The sequence below is a fragment of the Priestia sp. 10L35 genome (genome assembly GCF_056395685.1).
In genome coordinates this window covers 960,510-975,969 of sequence record NZ_JBFTKA010000001.1, presented here as the reverse complement: position 1 = coordinate 975,969, position 15,460 = coordinate 960,510, and the positions used below count along the sequence as shown (strand labels likewise).

Annotated in this window: 15 protein-coding genes and 1 tRNA gene; 7 read left to right on the top strand and 9 right to left on the bottom strand. The window is 39.6% G+C overall.

Annotation, left to right across the window (positions count from 1 at the left end; all coding sequences use genetic code 11):
* Nucleotides 1-126: 126 nt before the first annotated feature.
* The 3 genes from AC1DEF_RS04980 (at nt 127) to AC1DEF_RS04970 (ending at nt 2,339) form a co-directional block, all read left to right on the top strand.
* A complete protein-coding gene (locus tag AC1DEF_RS04980) occupies nt 127-645 on the top strand; it encodes an acyl-CoA thioesterase (RefSeq protein WP_034649541.1) in 519 nt (172 codons plus the stop codon).
* A 75-nt stretch (nt 646-720) separates the two neighbouring features.
* The gene (locus tag AC1DEF_RS04975; protein WP_097824395.1) at nt 721-1,401 is read left to right on the top strand and encodes a GntR family transcriptional regulator; all 681 of its coding nucleotides are present in this window, start codon (nt 721-723) and stop codon (nt 1,399-1,401) included.
* Nucleotides 1,398-2,339 (top strand): DMT family transporter, encoded by a 942-nt coding sequence (locus AC1DEF_RS04970; protein WP_377576667.1) that lies wholly within the window; start codon nt 1,398-1,400, stop codon nt 2,337-2,339. Before AC1DEF_RS04975 ends, AC1DEF_RS04970 begins: the two co-directional genes overlap by 4 nt.
* A gap of 41 nt (nt 2,340-2,380) precedes the next feature.
* Here the strand turns inward: AC1DEF_RS04970 and AC1DEF_RS04965 are convergent, their stop codons facing one another.
* The 3 genes from AC1DEF_RS04965 to AC1DEF_RS04955 form a co-directional block, all read right to left on the bottom strand.
* Complete coding sequence (locus AC1DEF_RS04965; RefSeq protein WP_013084584.1) at nt 2,381-2,959, bottom strand: suppressor of fused domain protein; 579 nt, start codon at nt 2,957-2,959, stop codon at nt 2,381-2,383.
* 223 nt (nt 2,960-3,182) lie between these two features.
* Nucleotides 3,183-4,283, bottom strand: coding sequence for a M24 family metallopeptidase (locus AC1DEF_RS04960; protein WP_406884516.1), 1,101 nt, complete (start codon nt 4,281-4,283; stop codon nt 3,183-3,185).
* A 75-nt stretch (nt 4,284-4,358) separates the two neighbouring features.
* A complete protein-coding gene (locus tag AC1DEF_RS04955; protein WP_097824397.1) occupies nt 4,359-5,033 on the bottom strand; it encodes a hypothetical protein in 675 nt (224 codons plus the stop codon).
* Nucleotides 5,034-5,345: 312 nt separating this feature from the next.
* On the opposite strand from AC1DEF_RS04955, the gene AC1DEF_RS04950 reads away from it, so the two are divergent.
* The gene (locus AC1DEF_RS04950; RefSeq protein ID WP_371264487.1) at nt 5,346-6,302 is read left to right on the top strand and encodes an LCP family protein; all 957 of its coding nucleotides are present in this window, start codon (nt 5,346-5,348) and stop codon (nt 6,300-6,302) included.
* Between the two features lie 213 nt (nt 6,303-6,515).
* A complete protein-coding gene (locus AC1DEF_RS04945; RefSeq protein WP_477727308.1) occupies nt 6,516-6,881 on the top strand; it encodes a cupin in 366 nt (121 codons plus the stop codon).
* 27 nt (nt 6,882-6,908) lie between these two features.
* Here the strand turns inward: AC1DEF_RS04945 and AC1DEF_RS04940 are convergent, their stop codons facing one another.
* The 5 genes from AC1DEF_RS04940 to AC1DEF_RS04920 form a co-directional block, all read right to left on the bottom strand.
* Nucleotides 6,909-7,427 (bottom strand): NAD(P)H-dependent oxidoreductase, encoded by a 519-nt coding sequence (locus AC1DEF_RS04940; protein WP_097824398.1) that lies wholly within the window; start codon nt 7,425-7,427, stop codon nt 6,909-6,911.
* Nucleotides 7,428-7,567: 140 nt separating this feature from the next.
* Nucleotides 7,568-8,314, bottom strand: coding sequence for a YwaF family protein (locus AC1DEF_RS04935; protein ID WP_097824399.1), 747 nt, complete (start codon nt 8,312-8,314; stop codon nt 7,568-7,570).
* A 331-nt stretch (nt 8,315-8,645) separates the two neighbouring features.
* Entirely contained in the window at nt 8,646-10,169 is a 1,524-nt protein-coding gene (locus AC1DEF_RS04930) for an ABC transporter permease/substrate-binding protein (protein ID WP_043978380.1), read from the bottom strand.
* A complete protein-coding gene (locus AC1DEF_RS04925) occupies nt 10,169-11,119 on the bottom strand; it encodes an ABC transporter ATP-binding protein (RefSeq protein WP_014458647.1) in 951 nt (316 codons plus the stop codon). Before AC1DEF_RS04925 ends, AC1DEF_RS04930 begins: the two co-directional genes overlap by 1 nt.
* A gap of 265 nt (nt 11,120-11,384) precedes the next feature.
* Nucleotides 11,385-11,457: transfer RNA gene (locus AC1DEF_RS04920), tRNA-Thr, on the bottom strand.
* A 210-nt stretch (nt 11,458-11,667) separates the two neighbouring features.
* Here AC1DEF_RS04920 and AC1DEF_RS04915 point away from each other — a divergent pair.
* Entirely contained in the window at nt 11,668-12,720 is a 1,053-nt protein-coding gene (locus AC1DEF_RS04915) for an aromatic ring-hydroxylating oxygenase subunit alpha (protein ID WP_097824400.1), read from the top strand.
* A gap of 34 nt (nt 12,721-12,754) precedes the next feature.
* On the opposite strand, the gene AC1DEF_RS04910 is transcribed toward AC1DEF_RS04915, so the two are convergent.
* Complete coding sequence (locus AC1DEF_RS04910) at nt 12,755-14,278, bottom strand: DHA2 family efflux MFS transporter permease subunit (RefSeq protein ID WP_097824401.1); 1,524 nt, start codon at nt 14,276-14,278, stop codon at nt 12,755-12,757.
* Nucleotides 14,279-14,543: 265 nt separating this feature from the next.
* Between AC1DEF_RS04910 and AC1DEF_RS04905 the strand changes: the two genes are divergently transcribed.
* Entirely contained in the window at nt 14,544-15,446 is a 903-nt protein-coding gene (locus tag AC1DEF_RS04905; protein ID WP_043978374.1) for a TetR/AcrR family transcriptional regulator, read from the top strand.
* Nucleotides 15,447-15,460: the final 14 nt, after the last annotated feature.

Here is a 15,460-nt window from a genome sequence, read left to right as displayed (position 1 = left end):
GTTCTATTTTACCATATAGAAGCTTTTGAAGAGCTTTTTACGAAAGGGCTCTCTATAACTTGTATACATAAGAACAAGTAGTCAACATACATTAAACCATATGAACAGTTTGAAGGAGTGTTTTCAATGAGTGAAAAAGCAGTACTTTGCAGCGTCTCACGAGTAGTCAAATCACAGCACATTTTTCCAAATGACCTAAACAATCACCACACCCTTTTTGGAGGAAAAATTGTCGCTGACATGGACATGACGGCTTCTCTTTCAGCAGCTAAACATTCACGAAAGACGTGTGTTACGGCTTCCATTGATCACGTTGATTTTATCGAACCCGTCACCGAAGAAGATTTTATTTCATATGAAGCATTCGTTGTTGTTACAGGAAAAAGCTCCATGATTATTTTTGTTAAAGTGATTGCCGAAAATTTATTAACGGGCATTAAGCGTATCGCAGCTACTTCTTTTCTCACCTTTGTTGCATTAGAAAACGGGAAACCTGCCTCCGTTCCTCAAGTTATTGCTCAAACTGAAGAAGAAAAAAGCCTTCAAAAAGTAGCTCTTGAACGAAAAGAATCCAAAAAAACGCAGGTTGAGCACAGCAAAGCGATTGCGAGCATTTTATCTAAATCTTTGCGCAGCAGTAATTAAGCTCTTCATCTAAAAAGCAGCTGTCTGCTTTTTAGACGAAGTTTTTTTAGTTTTCACATTGTTATTTAATGTAATATGCGATATATTGGTTTTATGAAAAATAACATTCAACCTCTCAAACGACTTTCTTTAAGGGAAGAAGTCTATCAAACACTTAAACACAATATTGTCATGCTTGAATTTCAGCCCGAACAAAAGCTTCAGGATAAAGAACTGGCTGAGCAGTTTGGAGTTAGCCGCACTCCTGTTCGAGAAGCATTAAAAAGGCTTGAAGATGAAGGCCTTGTCCAAACGACACCTGGCTCTTCTACAAAAGTGGCTCCATTAAACCTTGAGGAGGCAAAACAATCTTTTATTGTCGTCGCAGCTCTTCATGCACTTGCTGCTAAGCTGGCTTGTACTTCGTTACAAGAAGAAGATATGGGCGAACTAATCAAACACAATCAATCTCTAGAACATGCAATCAAAACAAGAAATGTCCTTAAAGCGATCGAAGCGGATGAAGCATTTCATTCCGTCTTTTTAAAACGGGCGAACAATATAGAGCTAGAACGTGTTGTAAAACAAACAAGCGCCAAAATTCAGCGTCTGGAAATCGCTCGTTTTTCGTCTCTTGCTAGCCTTGCTTCGGTTGATCAGCACAAAGAAATCATGAACGCTTGCGGTCAAAAAGATGCCGCACTGACATCGCAGCTTGTCGAAACGAACTGGCTGACGCTAGGTGAAGCGCTGACAAGTGAGGAGGAATCCAAGTGAAGCCTCTTTTATTAGGCATTGCTGCCTCATTCTTTTTTGCTTTTACATTCGTTTTAAATCGAGCGATGGATTTATCCGGAGGCAGCTGGGCGTGGAGCGCGTCGCTGCGCTATTTTTTTATGGTACCTCTTTTACTTGTGCTCGTTTATTTTTGGGGTGGTATTAAACCTGTGGTGGCAGAAATAAAAGCCCAGCCTCAAAAATGGCTGCTTTGGAGCACGGTTGGATTTGGGTTATTTTACGCTCCTCTTTGTTTTGCTTCAGCCTACGGTCCCGGCTGGCTTATTGCAGGAACTTGGCAAATCACAATTTTATCGGGGTCTCTCCTAGCTCCTTTGTTTTACAAGGAAGGAAAGAAGCGAGGAGGCATTCCCTTCAAGCAGCTAGGTTTTTCGTTTATTATTTTAATAGGAGTTGTGCTCATGCAGCTTGAGCATGCGACTGAACTGTCAGCCGTTACTGCCTTGCTTTGTACCATTCCCATTTTAATTGCCTCTTTTGCGTACCCGCTTGGCAACCGTAAAATGATGGAAGTGTCGTCACTTAATACGTTTCAGCGCGTGCTTGGAATGACGCTTTCAAGCCTGCCGTTTTGGATTATTCTTTCTGTCTATGCCTGCGTGACCGATGGACTACCAAAAACAACTCAGATTTATCAAAGCAGTTTAGTTGCTTTACTTTCAGGAGTATGTGCAACAGTTCTATTTTTTGCAGCAACCGACCTTGTTAAAAAAGATTCTCAAAAGCTAGGTGCAGTTGAAGCTACACAATCGATGGAAGTTTTATTTGCCCTGCTAGGAGAGGTCTCCCTTCTATCAAGTCCTTTGCCATCGATTCTTTCTTGGGTTGGAATGGGAGTTATCATAGCAGGCATGGTCCTTCACAGCTACCAAACAAGTCATAAAAAAGCTATACCGCAAAAAGAATTGACCTACTAATTAATAACAAAAAAGAGCGTCTTAGTCGGCGCTCTTTTTGTTTATACAACAGATCTTCTTTCTAAATTGAAGACATTCACCTGCTCAGCATCAAAGCGGCTTAGCAACGAATCTACTCCGTACTCAAGTGCAAAAGCACGTTCATTTTCTGAAATCGGAACGGCCTGCAGGAACGTTACTTTTTTATCAGATAGTTCAATCGTTGAAAAATTATCCCATAAAAACGGCGGAATCAGCAAAATGTGCTGCATATGAAAGCTGTCATCAAGCACTGCAATAACGTCTTTATAAATAGCTCCTGGGAAGATGGACACATGAGATTTCATCATATGGAAAATACAGTTTGCTAAAATAGCAGAATAAATACCAAATTCCTCATGACAAGCCCCAACGATTTCAATTCGAAGCGGGATTCCTCCAACTGTATAGCCTGTCGGACATTGATGTCCACCGAGCGTTGCATACGCGGTTACGTCTTGACGCGGATGGTTTTCACACGCCACAACGTGAATACCATGCTTTTTTCTTTCATCTGAATAATCTTCAATTCGATCCTTTTGACCAAATACATCTATTGCTTTATGTATAATTAATTCTTCATCTTTTGTAAAATTACTCATAAAAAACCTCCTTGCTTGCGACCTTAAAAAGCTCCCTACTGTACAGCATATACTACTGCACTCGCTTACGATATAGTTTTTAGAAAATGTGATAGAAATGTTATCGTTTCGTAACATACTATGAAATTGTATCAAGAAGCAAACGAGAAACCTTAACCAATTTTTTCTTTTCCCATAAAAAATAGAGCCTGCACCATGGCAGCCTCTATTTTTTATGACATTATTATGAAATAATTTGTAATTCTTTTGGGTACTTCGTTAACGTTTCGTATCCATCTTTTGTAATGATTACATCATCTTCGATACGCACGCCTCCGAGTCCTGGAATATAGATACCCGGTTCAATTGTATATACCATGCCTTCTTGAAGCACATCGTCATTGTTGCGGCTCATTGAAGGAAACTCATGCACGCTGATGCCAAGACCATGACCAAGACGATGCAAGAAATACTCTCCATATCCTGCTTCTGTAATAATATTGCGTGCTACCATGTCCAAGTCGCCAATGCGAGTTCCGGGCTTGGAAGCTTCAAGTGCTGCCTGCTCAGCGCGCTGTACCGTTTCATAGATTTCTTTTTGCTTATCATTAATAGACTTGTAAGCGACTGTACGTGTAATATCTGAACAGTATCCGTCTAGCACTACACCTAAATCGAACAGAACCATATCTCCTGGCTTTAACGTGCGAAGACCTGGGTTCCCATGCGCTTCTCCCGTTTTTTTACCAAATAAAACCATCGTTGAAAACGACATCTCACGAATTCCTTTTCGCTTTAGCTCGTATTCAATTTTAGCCAGAACATCCATTTCCGTAACGCCTTCTTTTAAAGCAGCTACACCTACTTCTACACCAAAATCAGCTAAGGCAGCTGCCTTTTGAAGAATCTCAACTTCACGCTCATCTTTAATTAAACGCAGCTGATTTAACTTCTCTTCTGCTCCGACTAGCTCAGCGTTTGGATATAGGCTAAGCAGTTCTTCAGCTCTCGCATACAGCAGCTGCTCTTTCTCTACAGCAACCTTTTTCACATCTATTACGTTTCGTTTATGTAAAGCTTCTTTAATAAGTTTCCAAGGATTTTGATGATCTTCATATCCAATCACATCAAACTTCCAGCCCGCTTCTTTTGCTTGTCCCACTTCCATTGATGGGCAAACAAGCATCGGCTCCGCTTCGTTAAACACAAATAAGCCAAGCAAACGCTCATGCGGATCCGTGTGAAATCCAGTTAAATAAAATACGTTTTCGGTTGACGAAATAAAGGCTGCTTCTACATTCTTTTCTTTTAGCCACGATACGACTTTTTGTAAACGTGCTTCCATTAAAAAAACCCCTTTCATTGTACAATATTACTATTATAACATAGTTATTTAGCAATATTGTACAATGAATAGAGGTTAAGACAAAGCCGCGTGAAGAGTAGTAAGCTGCTCTTTAATCGCTTTTCGCTGAATACTTACTTTCATCAGCCAGCCATTTTCTCCGTATCTATAAATAAATTCGTACGTACCTTTAGGAAAATATTCTTTCACCAGCATGTCCCGGTTTTCAACAAATCCCGGATCGCCAATAAAATAGGTACCTTCTTCAAGCGGAAGCTCATGAACTTTTTTTTCTAGCTGCTTCTCTTCGTCTTCGTCATCATCTATCACTATGTGCAGACCGCCTTCATCACGCACAACATCAAATTCACCGTTTTGTTCAAGCTCAAGCACTGGCACCACTTGTCCATTTACCGTTAGCAGCTGCTTCGTTCCTTCAAGGACCTGGGACCAGTGATCATCGTATAAAGTAGAAGAATAAAAAATATATCCCTGAGATTTATATAATAAAAGCAGCTGTTCAAAATGATTTTTCACTTGTTCTTTATCAAACAGAATAACAAAATGCTTTCGATAGAAAAAACTTGTAAAAGGCAGAATAGACGATTGATTAAGCTCTTTAATTATTTCAGCACTATCTTTACCTGAAATAATAGCTCCGGTCAATTCCCCCGCGCCATAAGGTTTCCAATGACTTAACGTCGCTTCTGGAATCAGCACAAGGTTCGAAGATGACACATATATACTCATTCGCTTCACTCCTTTTTTCTACATTTAGACCTATATTTGATTCTCCCCAAATAGAGACTTTCCTCTTATTCCATTCTTAAAAGACAGAACTTTTCCCCTAACTATGATAGATTATAACAAAGATCCTTGAAAAAAATAACCTTTATTTCCTCTTTCTTCTATTTGTACACTTCTCTTATTTTAGCTGTCTTCGCAGATTTACTAGTGAACGTACTTGCTAATCTAATTCCTTAGTGTTAATTTTATTATGTCGTTTTATAATTTTTTGCATAATTGGTTTCAAACAAAAAAGTATTAATATTTTTGAATGCGATGGTGAGACATTTGGAAGAACGTACAGAACGTAAACAACATAAAAGAAAAAAGCAAAGAAAAAAGAAACGCTTTAGAAAGCTACTTCTTTTCTTTCTCATTCTTGTAATCGCCGCTGGTGCGTATGTGTATTATCAATACCAACAAGGGTTAGCAGAAGCAGACGGAGCTTTTGGGAAAGATGGACAATTTGATTTTAATGGTGCAAGTGCCAATTTAGATAGCATGAATGTGCTGCTTCTTGGAATTGACTCTCGAGGTGAAGAACATTCGCGTGCCGATACAATCATGATTGCTCATTATGACAAAGACAGCAATCAGCCTAAAATTATTTCTTTGATGCGTGATTCATATGTGGATATTCCTGGACATGGCAAAAACAAATTAAATTCAGCCTATGCATTTGGCGGGCCCGAATTAATGCGTAAGACAATTAAAGAAAATTTCGGCGTAGATGTAAACTATTATGCCGTTGTTGATTTTAAAGGTTTTTCTAAAGTTGCCGATACAATTGCCCCTGAGGGAATTACGGTTACCGTGCCGCACGAAATGTCATCAGGAATTGGCATGACGCTAAAACCTGGAAAACAAACTCTTCACGGAGATAAATTACTAGGATACGTGCGATTCCGACATGATAGCCAAAGTGATTTCGGGCGCGTGAAGCGTCAACAAGAAGTGATCGGTAAATTAATGGATGAAGCTCTTCAAGTAAAGACGCTGGCAAAAGCTCCTAAGCTATGGGGCGTCATTGATCCATATGTGGATACAAATATTCCTCCAAAAACATTTATCGTGATAGGAAAAGATTTCTTAGTTGGGAATCAGCCAGATTTAAAATCTCTTCGTTTACCGGTCGAAGGTTCCTATTCAAATGAACGAGTATCCGGTATTGGTGCTGTTTTAAGCATCGACCTTGAAGAAAACAAACAAGCGTTACAGTCATTTTTAAATTAGGAAAAGGTGTCCATTAGCGGACACCTTTTTTTATACTATTCAAAAAAACTTCTGTTTTTCCTCCCTATCTCTCAAAAAAATTTGAGTTTCGACAAAAATGAAGCCATTTTCCAGAAAACAGCTATTTCTTTGAAGTTCTATTTTTTCTACTACATGCGTATATGAAAGGAGAAGGACTTCTTTTTTATATTTTTGATTCAAGGAGATGAACGTATGAAATTATATGGTTTTCAATCTAAAGAAGAGCGTTCCTTTCTTCATTCTACCTATAAAGTAAATCCATTGCTTTCTCATACTGGAGATGTCAAAATTAGCTTTTTATCTTTTCAAGAAAATGATTATACTCCCCGTCAAGAAGCTACGATTCCACAGCTTCTATTAGTCGTTCACGGGGAAGGCTGGGTAGCTGGCGATAACGGACTGAAAATTTATATCAAACAAGGTGAATCCGCATTTTGGAGAGCGGGGGAATCATTTGAAGTCGGGAGTCTAACTGCTATGACAGGATTACTCATTGAAGGATTAGATATCGCTCCTCAAAAGCTGCTTACTTCTTTTTCACGAACAAATGTAAATTAAAAAGCCGCGTTAACGCGGCTTTTTTTATTACCTTAGTAATTGAGCGTAGCTTTCAGCACTATCTTGAATGACTTTGTCGCTCAGCTCACCGCCTGCTCCTTGAAATAAAAATGGCGTTTGGAACTTCATGCCTGTTAAATTTGCCGTAGCTTGAAACGGAAGAAGCAGATGATTCATTGGGTAACGGTTGTATCCCCCTTCTTGATAAGCTTCTGCAGGGCCTCCTGTTGAAGTAGCTACGACAAACTCTTTTCCCTGAAGTTTAGTACCTTTGCTTCCATAAGCCCATCCGTATGTTAAGACAACATCTTGCCACTCTTTTAAGAGTGCTGGTGAGCTGTACCAGTAAAATGGAAATTGAAAAACAATACGATCGAATTGAACAGCTAACTCCTGCTCTTTTTCTACATCAATTTTGAAATCGGGATAGTTTGCGTATAAATCATGAACGTACACATTCTCTTCTTTTTTTACTCGCTCTGCCCACGCTTTATTAATACGAGAAGATGTTAAGTTTGGATGTGCTAAAATAACCAGTGTTTTCATTTTGATACTCTCCTTCTGATGTCTGTGCTTGCTTTTTTCTTTTCTATTTTTTATGCTTGCCTCTCACGGCTCGTTCAGTCATTCTTTCCTTTTCCTTTAGGAAATCCGAGTTAGTTTACACTTATAAACTACCAGTATTATCATTTTGCTTCAACAAAATTGACTTTGCTTTTATCACCTTTAATTTTTTTATGTACCCAAAACGGCAGATAAAGGACAAGAAAGCTAAGAATCATGATTCCTTCAATCCATACTAAATACCAAGGATGAGGTCCAAGAACATCCAGCAAGGAAGCGTGCTCTGGCTTTTTCATCATGTATAAATAATTCCCATGGAATAAACGATTCATGACATAGATAAAACCCCCGTACAGATTAACAAATACTACGCTTACCAACAAAGAACGAAACGTCGGCTCATATCTGCAGGCAGCAATTAGCATACAGCAAGCAAGTACCACACCGCCATGCGATACATAAAACTGCACATAGCGAAACTGGGCATACGCATAGCCGCCAAGGTCCGGGGTAATCATCGCTTGAACAGAGCTGCTGATTCCTGCGAAGTACACAAAATAAAAAAGAAACCTGCTTTTGGTTATCAGCATAACAGCAGCCAGCAGCACGACTATATCACTGAGCTGAAGAGGCAAGGAAGTTTCAGCAGACCACCGATGACATCCGATTTCCCAAGCCTGGTAGGCTGTTTCTGAAGCAATTAGAATGAGTGAAAGCAAAATGAACACAAACCTCTTTTTTCCCAGATGCTTTCGACACAAAAAAATAAATGCTCCTATGATCACGATAATAGCTAAAGTTACAAGATGTTCAACTGAAAAAAGCTGAAAGGAATGTTGTACAGGATGACACGTAAAAAATGAATTCATAAAAGCGCCTTCCTTCCATCAGAAAACAAATTTGGTACCTTTAGCTTGTTCATAAGACCTCATTTTCATTAATGCTTCTCTCGCATTAAAAAGAGATTGAGACATAACGAAATCACGCCAATCTAAAGATGGACGAATGGAGTAAATAATCGAGCATGAATCACTTCTTGCACCTCAGTTGATTTCCATGCAAGACTTCTCTTTCCGCGGGAGTCTTCGCGTTGCCCTCCAATCAACTGCTAGAAACAACTAAAATAAAAAGATCCGAACGATTCATCATTCGGATCTTCTTTCAACTAACATACTGTTGTCCTAACTTTTTTCTTCGTTTTTACTCTTTAATTAATCCTTTTTTCACTAAGAATTGATGAGCAACTTCTTCAGCTGTTTTTCCTTTCGCATTTACTTGATAGTTCATTTCACGCATTTCGTCATCACTGATTTTACCGCCCAGTTGATTTAAGATTTTTTTCAGTTCAGGGTGCTCTTTTAGCGTATCTTCACGAAGCACAGGCGCTCCTTGATACGGAGGGAAGAACTGCTGATCGTCTTTTAAGACTTTCAAACCAAACTGTTTGATTTCAGGGTCCGTTGCGTAAGCATCAAGCATGTTAATATCGCCTTTTTCTACAGCGCGATAGCGAAGCTTCGGCTCCATCGTTTTAATATTCGGGAAGGTAAGACCATATTCTTTTTGAACGCCTACATAGCCGTCTTCACGATCTTTAAACTCAAGCGTAAACCCTGCTTTTACTTTATCTGTTGCATTTGCCAAATCTGAAATAGTTGTTAGATTATTTTCTTTGGCAAATTCCTTTGTTACGGTTAATGTGTACGTATTATTAAACTTCATTGGATCTAAATAGACAAGGCCGAATTTCTTTTGAAATCCTTCTTTTGCCTGCTTGTACACCTCTGTTTCATCTTTGCTGTCCGGCTGTTCCTTTAGATGCGTCACAATGGCTGTACCCGTATATTCAGGGTACAAATCAATTTCCTTGTTACGCAGAGCCTCAAATACAAATACCGTTTTCCCAAGCGACGAACGAAGATTTACTTTCATATCGGTTTGATCTTCAATTAATTCTTTGTACATATTAATTAAAATGTCTTGTTCTGCACCAATTTTCCCTCCGATAACAAGGTCTGGTTTTGTTGCGCTCATCGCTGCAAACGGAGAAACAAGAATAAGTATTAATACGATGATCATAATAAACGAGCGTTTTTTGGACCCTTTTTTAGCTGAGTGTTCAATCGTTCGCAGAATTCCATCAAAAATAAGCGCTAATAATGCTGCTGGAATGGCTCCTAATAAAATCAAACTATTATCGCTTCGGTCAATACCAAGCAAAATTAAGCTTCCGAGTCCGCCCGCTCCGATAAGAGCAACGATTGTCGCTGTGCCAATAATGAGTACCATCGCTGTGCGAATTCCGGCCATAATGACAGGAAGTGCTAGAGGAAGTTCTACTTTAATTAATCGTCTCCACGAGTTCATCCCCATGGCTTTGGATGCTTCAATTAAAGATGGGTCCACTTCTTTAATTCCGGTATATGTATTTCGTACAATAGGAAGAAGCGAATATAAAAACAGTGCAATAACCGCGGGAAAGGTTCCAATTCCGACAAGAGGAATCAGTAATCCTAATAAAGCGAGTGAAGGAATGGTTTGCAGTACGGCTGTTACGCCAATGATTGGTTCAGCAATGCGGTCATGCCTCGTTAAGTACAGTCCGAGCGGCACTGAAATTAATACGGCGATAACAAGAGCCAGTACTGAAATTTGAATGTGTTCAAGAAGAGCTTGAAACAGTGCATCTCCTCGTTGATCTAATAATGTGCTTAGTGCATTCATTACAGCGTTCCTCCTTCTTTCGTTTTATCAGAAAGAAACGCTAATAGAGTTTTGCGCGTTACAACGCCAATACGTTTGCTCCCTTTTTTCACGGCTATTGCTTCATGGTCGTAAAGGGCGTCCATTGCCTGCTGAACAGTGGCGGTTGAAGCTAACTCTTCAGTAGGTTCTACGTCTGGCTGTTCACTTTCTTTGACAAACATATCCAATGTCTCAAATAAAGCATTGCCTTGATTTCCAATAAATGTTTTTACAAATTCATTTTTAGGCTTTTGGATGAATTCCTCCGGGGTTCCAACTTGAACAATTTCCCCATCTTTCATGAGGCAGATACGATCTCCAAGCGTCATCGCTTCGCTCATATCGTGCGTAACAAACACAAATGTTTTTTTGATTTTTTCTTTTAAGCTAATAACATCTTGCTGAAGCTGTTCGCGGCTTAACGGATCGAGGGCACTAAAGGGTTCGTCCATTAAAATAACGGGGGGATCAGCTGCGAGGGCACGTGCTACACCTACACGTTGCTGCTGGCCACCTGAGAGCTCAGACGGCTTTCGGTTTCGATACTGCTTTGGGTCTAGTCCTACCAAGGTAAGCAGTTCATCAATGCGCGTTTTGATTTTGTTTTTCTTCCAATGCTTCATCTCGGGTACAATGGCTATATTTTCAGCGATGGTCATATGAGGAAAAAGAGCAATCTGCTGCAGAACATAACCAATGTTCCAGCGTAGCTCATGTATGTTGTGGTCCGATACGAGCTTATCTTTTATGTATAGTTCTCCTTCGGTAATATCATGAAGACGGTTAATCATTTTTAAAGTGGTTGTTTTCCCACACCCACTCGGACCAATTAAAACGAAAAACTCTCCTTCTTTAATTTCTAGATTAATATTTTTCACGGCGGTCGTACCGTCTGGATATTGCTTTGACACATTCTTAAACGTAATCAAATTATCGTTCACACTCCCTGTTGAAATTTAACCCCTAGTTTCGTGTACCCAATATTTAGAGACAATAAACATTCTTTTAAGAATATTTCTAAATATGATTCATAAGACACAGGGGAAAAGATACACATATTTTCTCAAAACCTCCTAATAAGGCTATCAAACTGTTAAAGTTTTCACAAGAAGGGAAAGAATAATTCGGAGAATAATTTTAAAGCCGACACAAATAAAAAAACCTTCTTTCAACAAGAAAGAAGGTTTTTTAGTATGCTAGCGACAGGGATCGAACCTGCGACCTCTTGCTTACCATGCAAGTGCTCTACCTACTGAGCTACACCAGCGTCTTGGAAAATTATATCACGTTTAAATTCATTTAGGAAGCGCTTTTTTAAATTTTTTTATTGGTATATTCTCTAATTTACGTCTTCTGAAATTCGCACTTTTTACAAAGTTCCATATTTCATGTTAGAACTCCTTACATAAATTGTGTGAATTTTCTTTTTTTATATTACCCTTAGTAAAAGAGCTTACAAAAGAAGGGAAGAAAATAGATGGAACAACAACCAACCATGACCAAATCAAAAACGGCAACTCCCTACCCAAGAGACTGCACGTTCAGCCTGGAAGATTGGACGACGCTCGCTAAGTATTGGTACCCCGTCGCACGCTGCAGTGATGTAACAGAGAAACCAACGTCCGTAAAACTGCTAGATGTAAATCTAGTTCTATACCGTACCACACACAAAGTAGTGGCGGCTCGTGATTTATGCGTTCACCGAGGCACCCCTCTTAGCATGGGCTGGGTGGAAGATGATGAAATTGTCTGTCCTTACCACGGCTTCCGCTATGCAACGGACGGTGCATGCACGTCGATTCCAGCTCACCCTGATGCCAATATTTCTCCCCGCTTGTGTATGGCCGTCTATCCAGTTATTGAACGATTTGGATTAGTGTGGACTTCCCTGACAGGAGAACAAGATAACCTGCCTTACTTCGATGCGTGGGAGGACCCTGATTTTCAGCAAATTGTTTGTCCGAGCTTTGATATCATGGGTTCGGCCGGTCGTCAAATGGAAGGCTTTTTAGACGTAGCTCATTTTGCTTGGGTTCACACGGACACATTTGGTGATCGAAACAACGCCTTTGTGCCTAAATATAAAGTAAGCGATACAGAGTATGGGCTTCATGTAGAATATACGAGCACCGTGAGCAATTATTCCAAAGAACAGCAGCATTTAAATCCACCTGATTTTAAATGGCTTCGCGTCTTTGATGTTTATCCGCCGTTTACAGCTACGCTAAAAGTATACTTCCCAGAAGGCGCAGAACTGTGGATTATGAATGCAGTCTCTCCTATTTCAGCCCGCGAAACACGTTTATTCGCACCAATCGCTCGAAACTTTGACAAAGATTCTCCCGTTGAAGGTGTGTATGACTTTAACCTTCGCGTCTTTGACGAAGACCGTGAAATGGTTGAAAACCAAAAGCCTGAAGACTTGCCTTTAGACCTGCAGATGGAAGCGCATATTATGGCTGATCAAACGTCCATCGGCTACCGGAAATTATTAAAGAAAATGGGCTTAAGCTTTAGATATACAAGCTAAAGAAATCCCCGCTGTTTCAGCGGGGATTTCTTTTTTATTTAGCAAACTGCTCGCGTCCTGCTTTTTCCTTTATCACTTCATCTTCACTTGCCGGCGTGGCGCGTTTCATAAACAATGAAAGAATTAAAGCAACCACCACTAGTACTACTGAGACGGCAAACGCATCGTTAATTCCTTGTACCATTGCCTGCATCCCAATTTGTTCTTTCATTTGAGCTGCCCCGGCTGCCGTTGCATTCGCTGCTCCTGCTCCGCTCATTGCATCTTGAGCAAGCTCTTTTGCATGCGTAGCTGTACGATTTGACATCACCGTTACTAAAAGAGCCGAACCAATAGCTCCCGATACTTGTTGAAGCGTGTTATTCATCGCAGTACCATGAGGATTAAAGCGCTGCGGCAGCTGATTTAATCCGTTTGTCATAACCGGCATCATCACCATAGACATTCCGAACATGCGAAGCGTGTAAAGCGTAATGAGCGTTGTATATGTCGTATCAAGCTCTAAGTTACTGAAGAAATACGTCGTAACGGCTGTAATCGTTAGACCCGTTACAGCCAGTGCACGCGCTCCGAATTTATCAAATAATTTTCCGGTAATCGGAGACATTACACCCATGAGTAGCGCACCCGGAAGCATTAGTAATCCTGAGTGAAGCGGAGAAATGCCTCGTACTGTTTGAACATAAATTGGCATTAGCAGCATGGCTGAGAATAATGCCATTGTAATCACCATTGAAATCGTTGATGATAAAGCAAACATTGGATATTTAAAAATGCGGAATTCAAGCATAGGTGTTTTAAGCTTGAACTGACGCGTAATAAATAAAATCAGCGCCACGGCTCCTACGATAATGGTGCCGTATACTTCCACAGAATCCCAGCCTTTATCCCCTGCTGAGCTAAATCCGTATAGAAGTCCCCCAAATCCAATTGTAGATAACACAAGCGATAGGAAATCCAAATTGATTTCCACTTTTTCTTTTTTGTCTTTTAATAGGAAGAAAGCGCCTATTAATACAATTGCCGCGATTGGCGTAACAAGGTGGAACAGCATTCTCCACTCATAGTGTTCAATTAGCCATCCTGATAAGGTAGGACCAATTGCCGGAGCAAAAATCATAACTAAACCGAAAATTCCCATCGCAGCTCCGCGTTTTTCTAACGGAAAACTTGTGAGCAATACGTTCATTAAAAGCGGCATCATGATGGCTGCGCCTGATGCTTGAATAATACGAGCGGTTAACAAGACCGAAAATACGGGCGAAGCACCCGCAAGTATTGTTCCCGCTGTAAATAAAGTCATAGCCGTTAAAAATAAGCCTCTGACAGAATAGCGCTGAATTAAAAAAGCGGTAGTTGGAATCATAATACCATTCACTAACATATAACCAGTAGAAAGCCACTGGACAGTTGACGTTGTCACATCTAAGTCTTTCATAATAGACGGAAGCGCCACATTTAATAACGTTTCATTCAACAATGAGATAAAAGCGCCAATTAACAAAATAGCAATTATGCCATAAGGGGGCTTTTCAATTTGATTTATCGATTCACTCATTATTGTACCTCCTTATACTTTAAGTTCATTTTTTTAGACACATGTTCTACATAGAGTATATTATACTGTGAGTTCAATTTATGCAAGTGAAAAATCTTGCGTTCATGTTCTTTATTTTATCGACTTTTTCAGTCCTATAATCCTTTTATATCAATGCATTGTCGTGATATCGTCTATTTTTTTGAAAAGAACATTTGTGTAAACGCTTTAAATCATGTATCATAAAGTTGGACCATGAGTCTAATTTTATATTTAGGTGATAATAATGAATAACCGAAAACAGCAAGTTGTAAAAAATGCACACCATCTCTTCGTTGAAAAAGGATTTCAAGCTACATCTATTCAAGACATCATTGATTATAGCGGCATTTCAAAAGGAACATTCTACAACTATTTTTCTTCAAAAAATGAATTATTAATCGCTGTTTTTACCTGGCTTCATACAACAATTGAACAAGAGCGAAATCAGCTGCTGGTTGGTAAAAGCCTGACCGATGTAGATGTATTTGTTAAACAGATTGATGCACAGATGAAAAACCATCATAAACATAAATTTTTCACATTACTTGAAGAAGTATTTGTTTCCAATGATCCTGATTTAAAAGCATACATAAAAAAAACCCAGTTTGTTGAAGTAAACTGGGTTTACAAGCGGTTCATTGATTTATTTGGACAAGAAAAGAAACCGTACCTGCTAGATTGTGCAATTATGTTTCTTGGCATGCTTCATCGCAACTTTCACTATAATTTTATGGTTAACGGCACAAATACTGACCCCCATGAGATCATAAGCTACAGTGTCAAGCGCCTGCTTCCTCTTGTAGACGAAGTAGCAAATTCAGGAGACATTTTGCTCGATCCGCAAACGATTAAAGAATGGCTTCCATCTTGCCCAAATACTAAAAATCAAATAGAACAGGACATTTCTGCAGCACTTATCGATTTAAAAAAACAGGTTCACAAACAATTTACTGATGAATTCGAACGTCAAAAATGCACAGAGCTTATTAGTTTTATTGAAGAAGAGCTGTTTAAACAGTCAAATCCCCGGAAGTTTGTTGTAGATAGTGCCCTTCAATCGTTAAAGCAGCTGTCTGTTAACAACGGTAAAACGACCCTAGAGGAACTGCAAACGATGATTGATCAGTATGTGAGTGAACGTCATTAAAAAGAGGTTAAAAC

Excerpts from the sequence above, each read along its gene's own strand:
- AC1DEF_RS04950 (WP_371264487.1), top strand. The coding sequence starts at position 5,346 with ATGGTGAGACATTTGGAAGAACGTACAGAACGTAAACAACATAAAAGA.
- AC1DEF_RS04935 (WP_097824399.1), bottom strand. The coding sequence starts at position 8,314 with ATGAATTCATTTTTTACGTGTCATCCTGTACAACATTCCTTTCAGCTT.
- AC1DEF_RS04980 (WP_034649541.1), top strand. The coding sequence starts at position 127 with ATGAGTGAAAAAGCAGTACTTTGCAGCGTCTCACGAGTAGTCAAATCA.
- AC1DEF_RS04955 (WP_097824397.1), bottom strand. The coding sequence starts at position 5,033 with ATGAGTATATATGTGTCATCTTCGAACCTTGTGCTGATTCCAGAAGCG.
- AC1DEF_RS04915 (WP_097824400.1), top strand. The coding sequence starts at position 11,668 with ATGGAACAACAACCAACCATGACCAAATCAAAAACGGCAACTCCCTAC.
- AC1DEF_RS04960 (WP_406884516.1), bottom strand. The coding sequence starts at position 4,283 with ATGGAAGCACGTTTACAAAAAGTCGTATCGTGGCTAAAAGAAAAGAAT.
- AC1DEF_RS04930 (WP_043978380.1), bottom strand. The coding sequence starts at position 10,169 with ATGAATGCACTAAGCACATTATTAGATCAACGAGGAGATGCACTGTTT.
- AC1DEF_RS04945 (WP_477727308.1), top strand. The coding sequence starts at position 6,516 with ATGAAATTATATGGTTTTCAATCTAAAGAAGAGCGTTCCTTTCTTCAT.
- AC1DEF_RS04940 (WP_097824398.1), bottom strand. The coding sequence starts at position 7,427 with ATGAAAACACTGGTTATTTTAGCACATCCAAACTTAACATCTTCTCGT.
- AC1DEF_RS04965 (WP_013084584.1), bottom strand. The coding sequence starts at position 2,959 with ATGAGTAATTTTACAAAAGATGAAGAATTAATTATACATAAAGCAATA.
- AC1DEF_RS04910 (WP_097824401.1), bottom strand. The coding sequence starts at position 14,278 with ATGAGTGAATCGATAAATCAAATTGAAAAGCCCCCTTATGGCATAATT.
- AC1DEF_RS04975 (WP_097824395.1), top strand. The coding sequence starts at position 721 with ATGCGATATATTGGTTTTATGAAAAATAACATTCAACCTCTCAAACGA.
- AC1DEF_RS04905 (WP_043978374.1), top strand. The coding sequence starts at position 14,544 with ATGAATAACCGAAAACAGCAAGTTGTAAAAAATGCACACCATCTCTTC.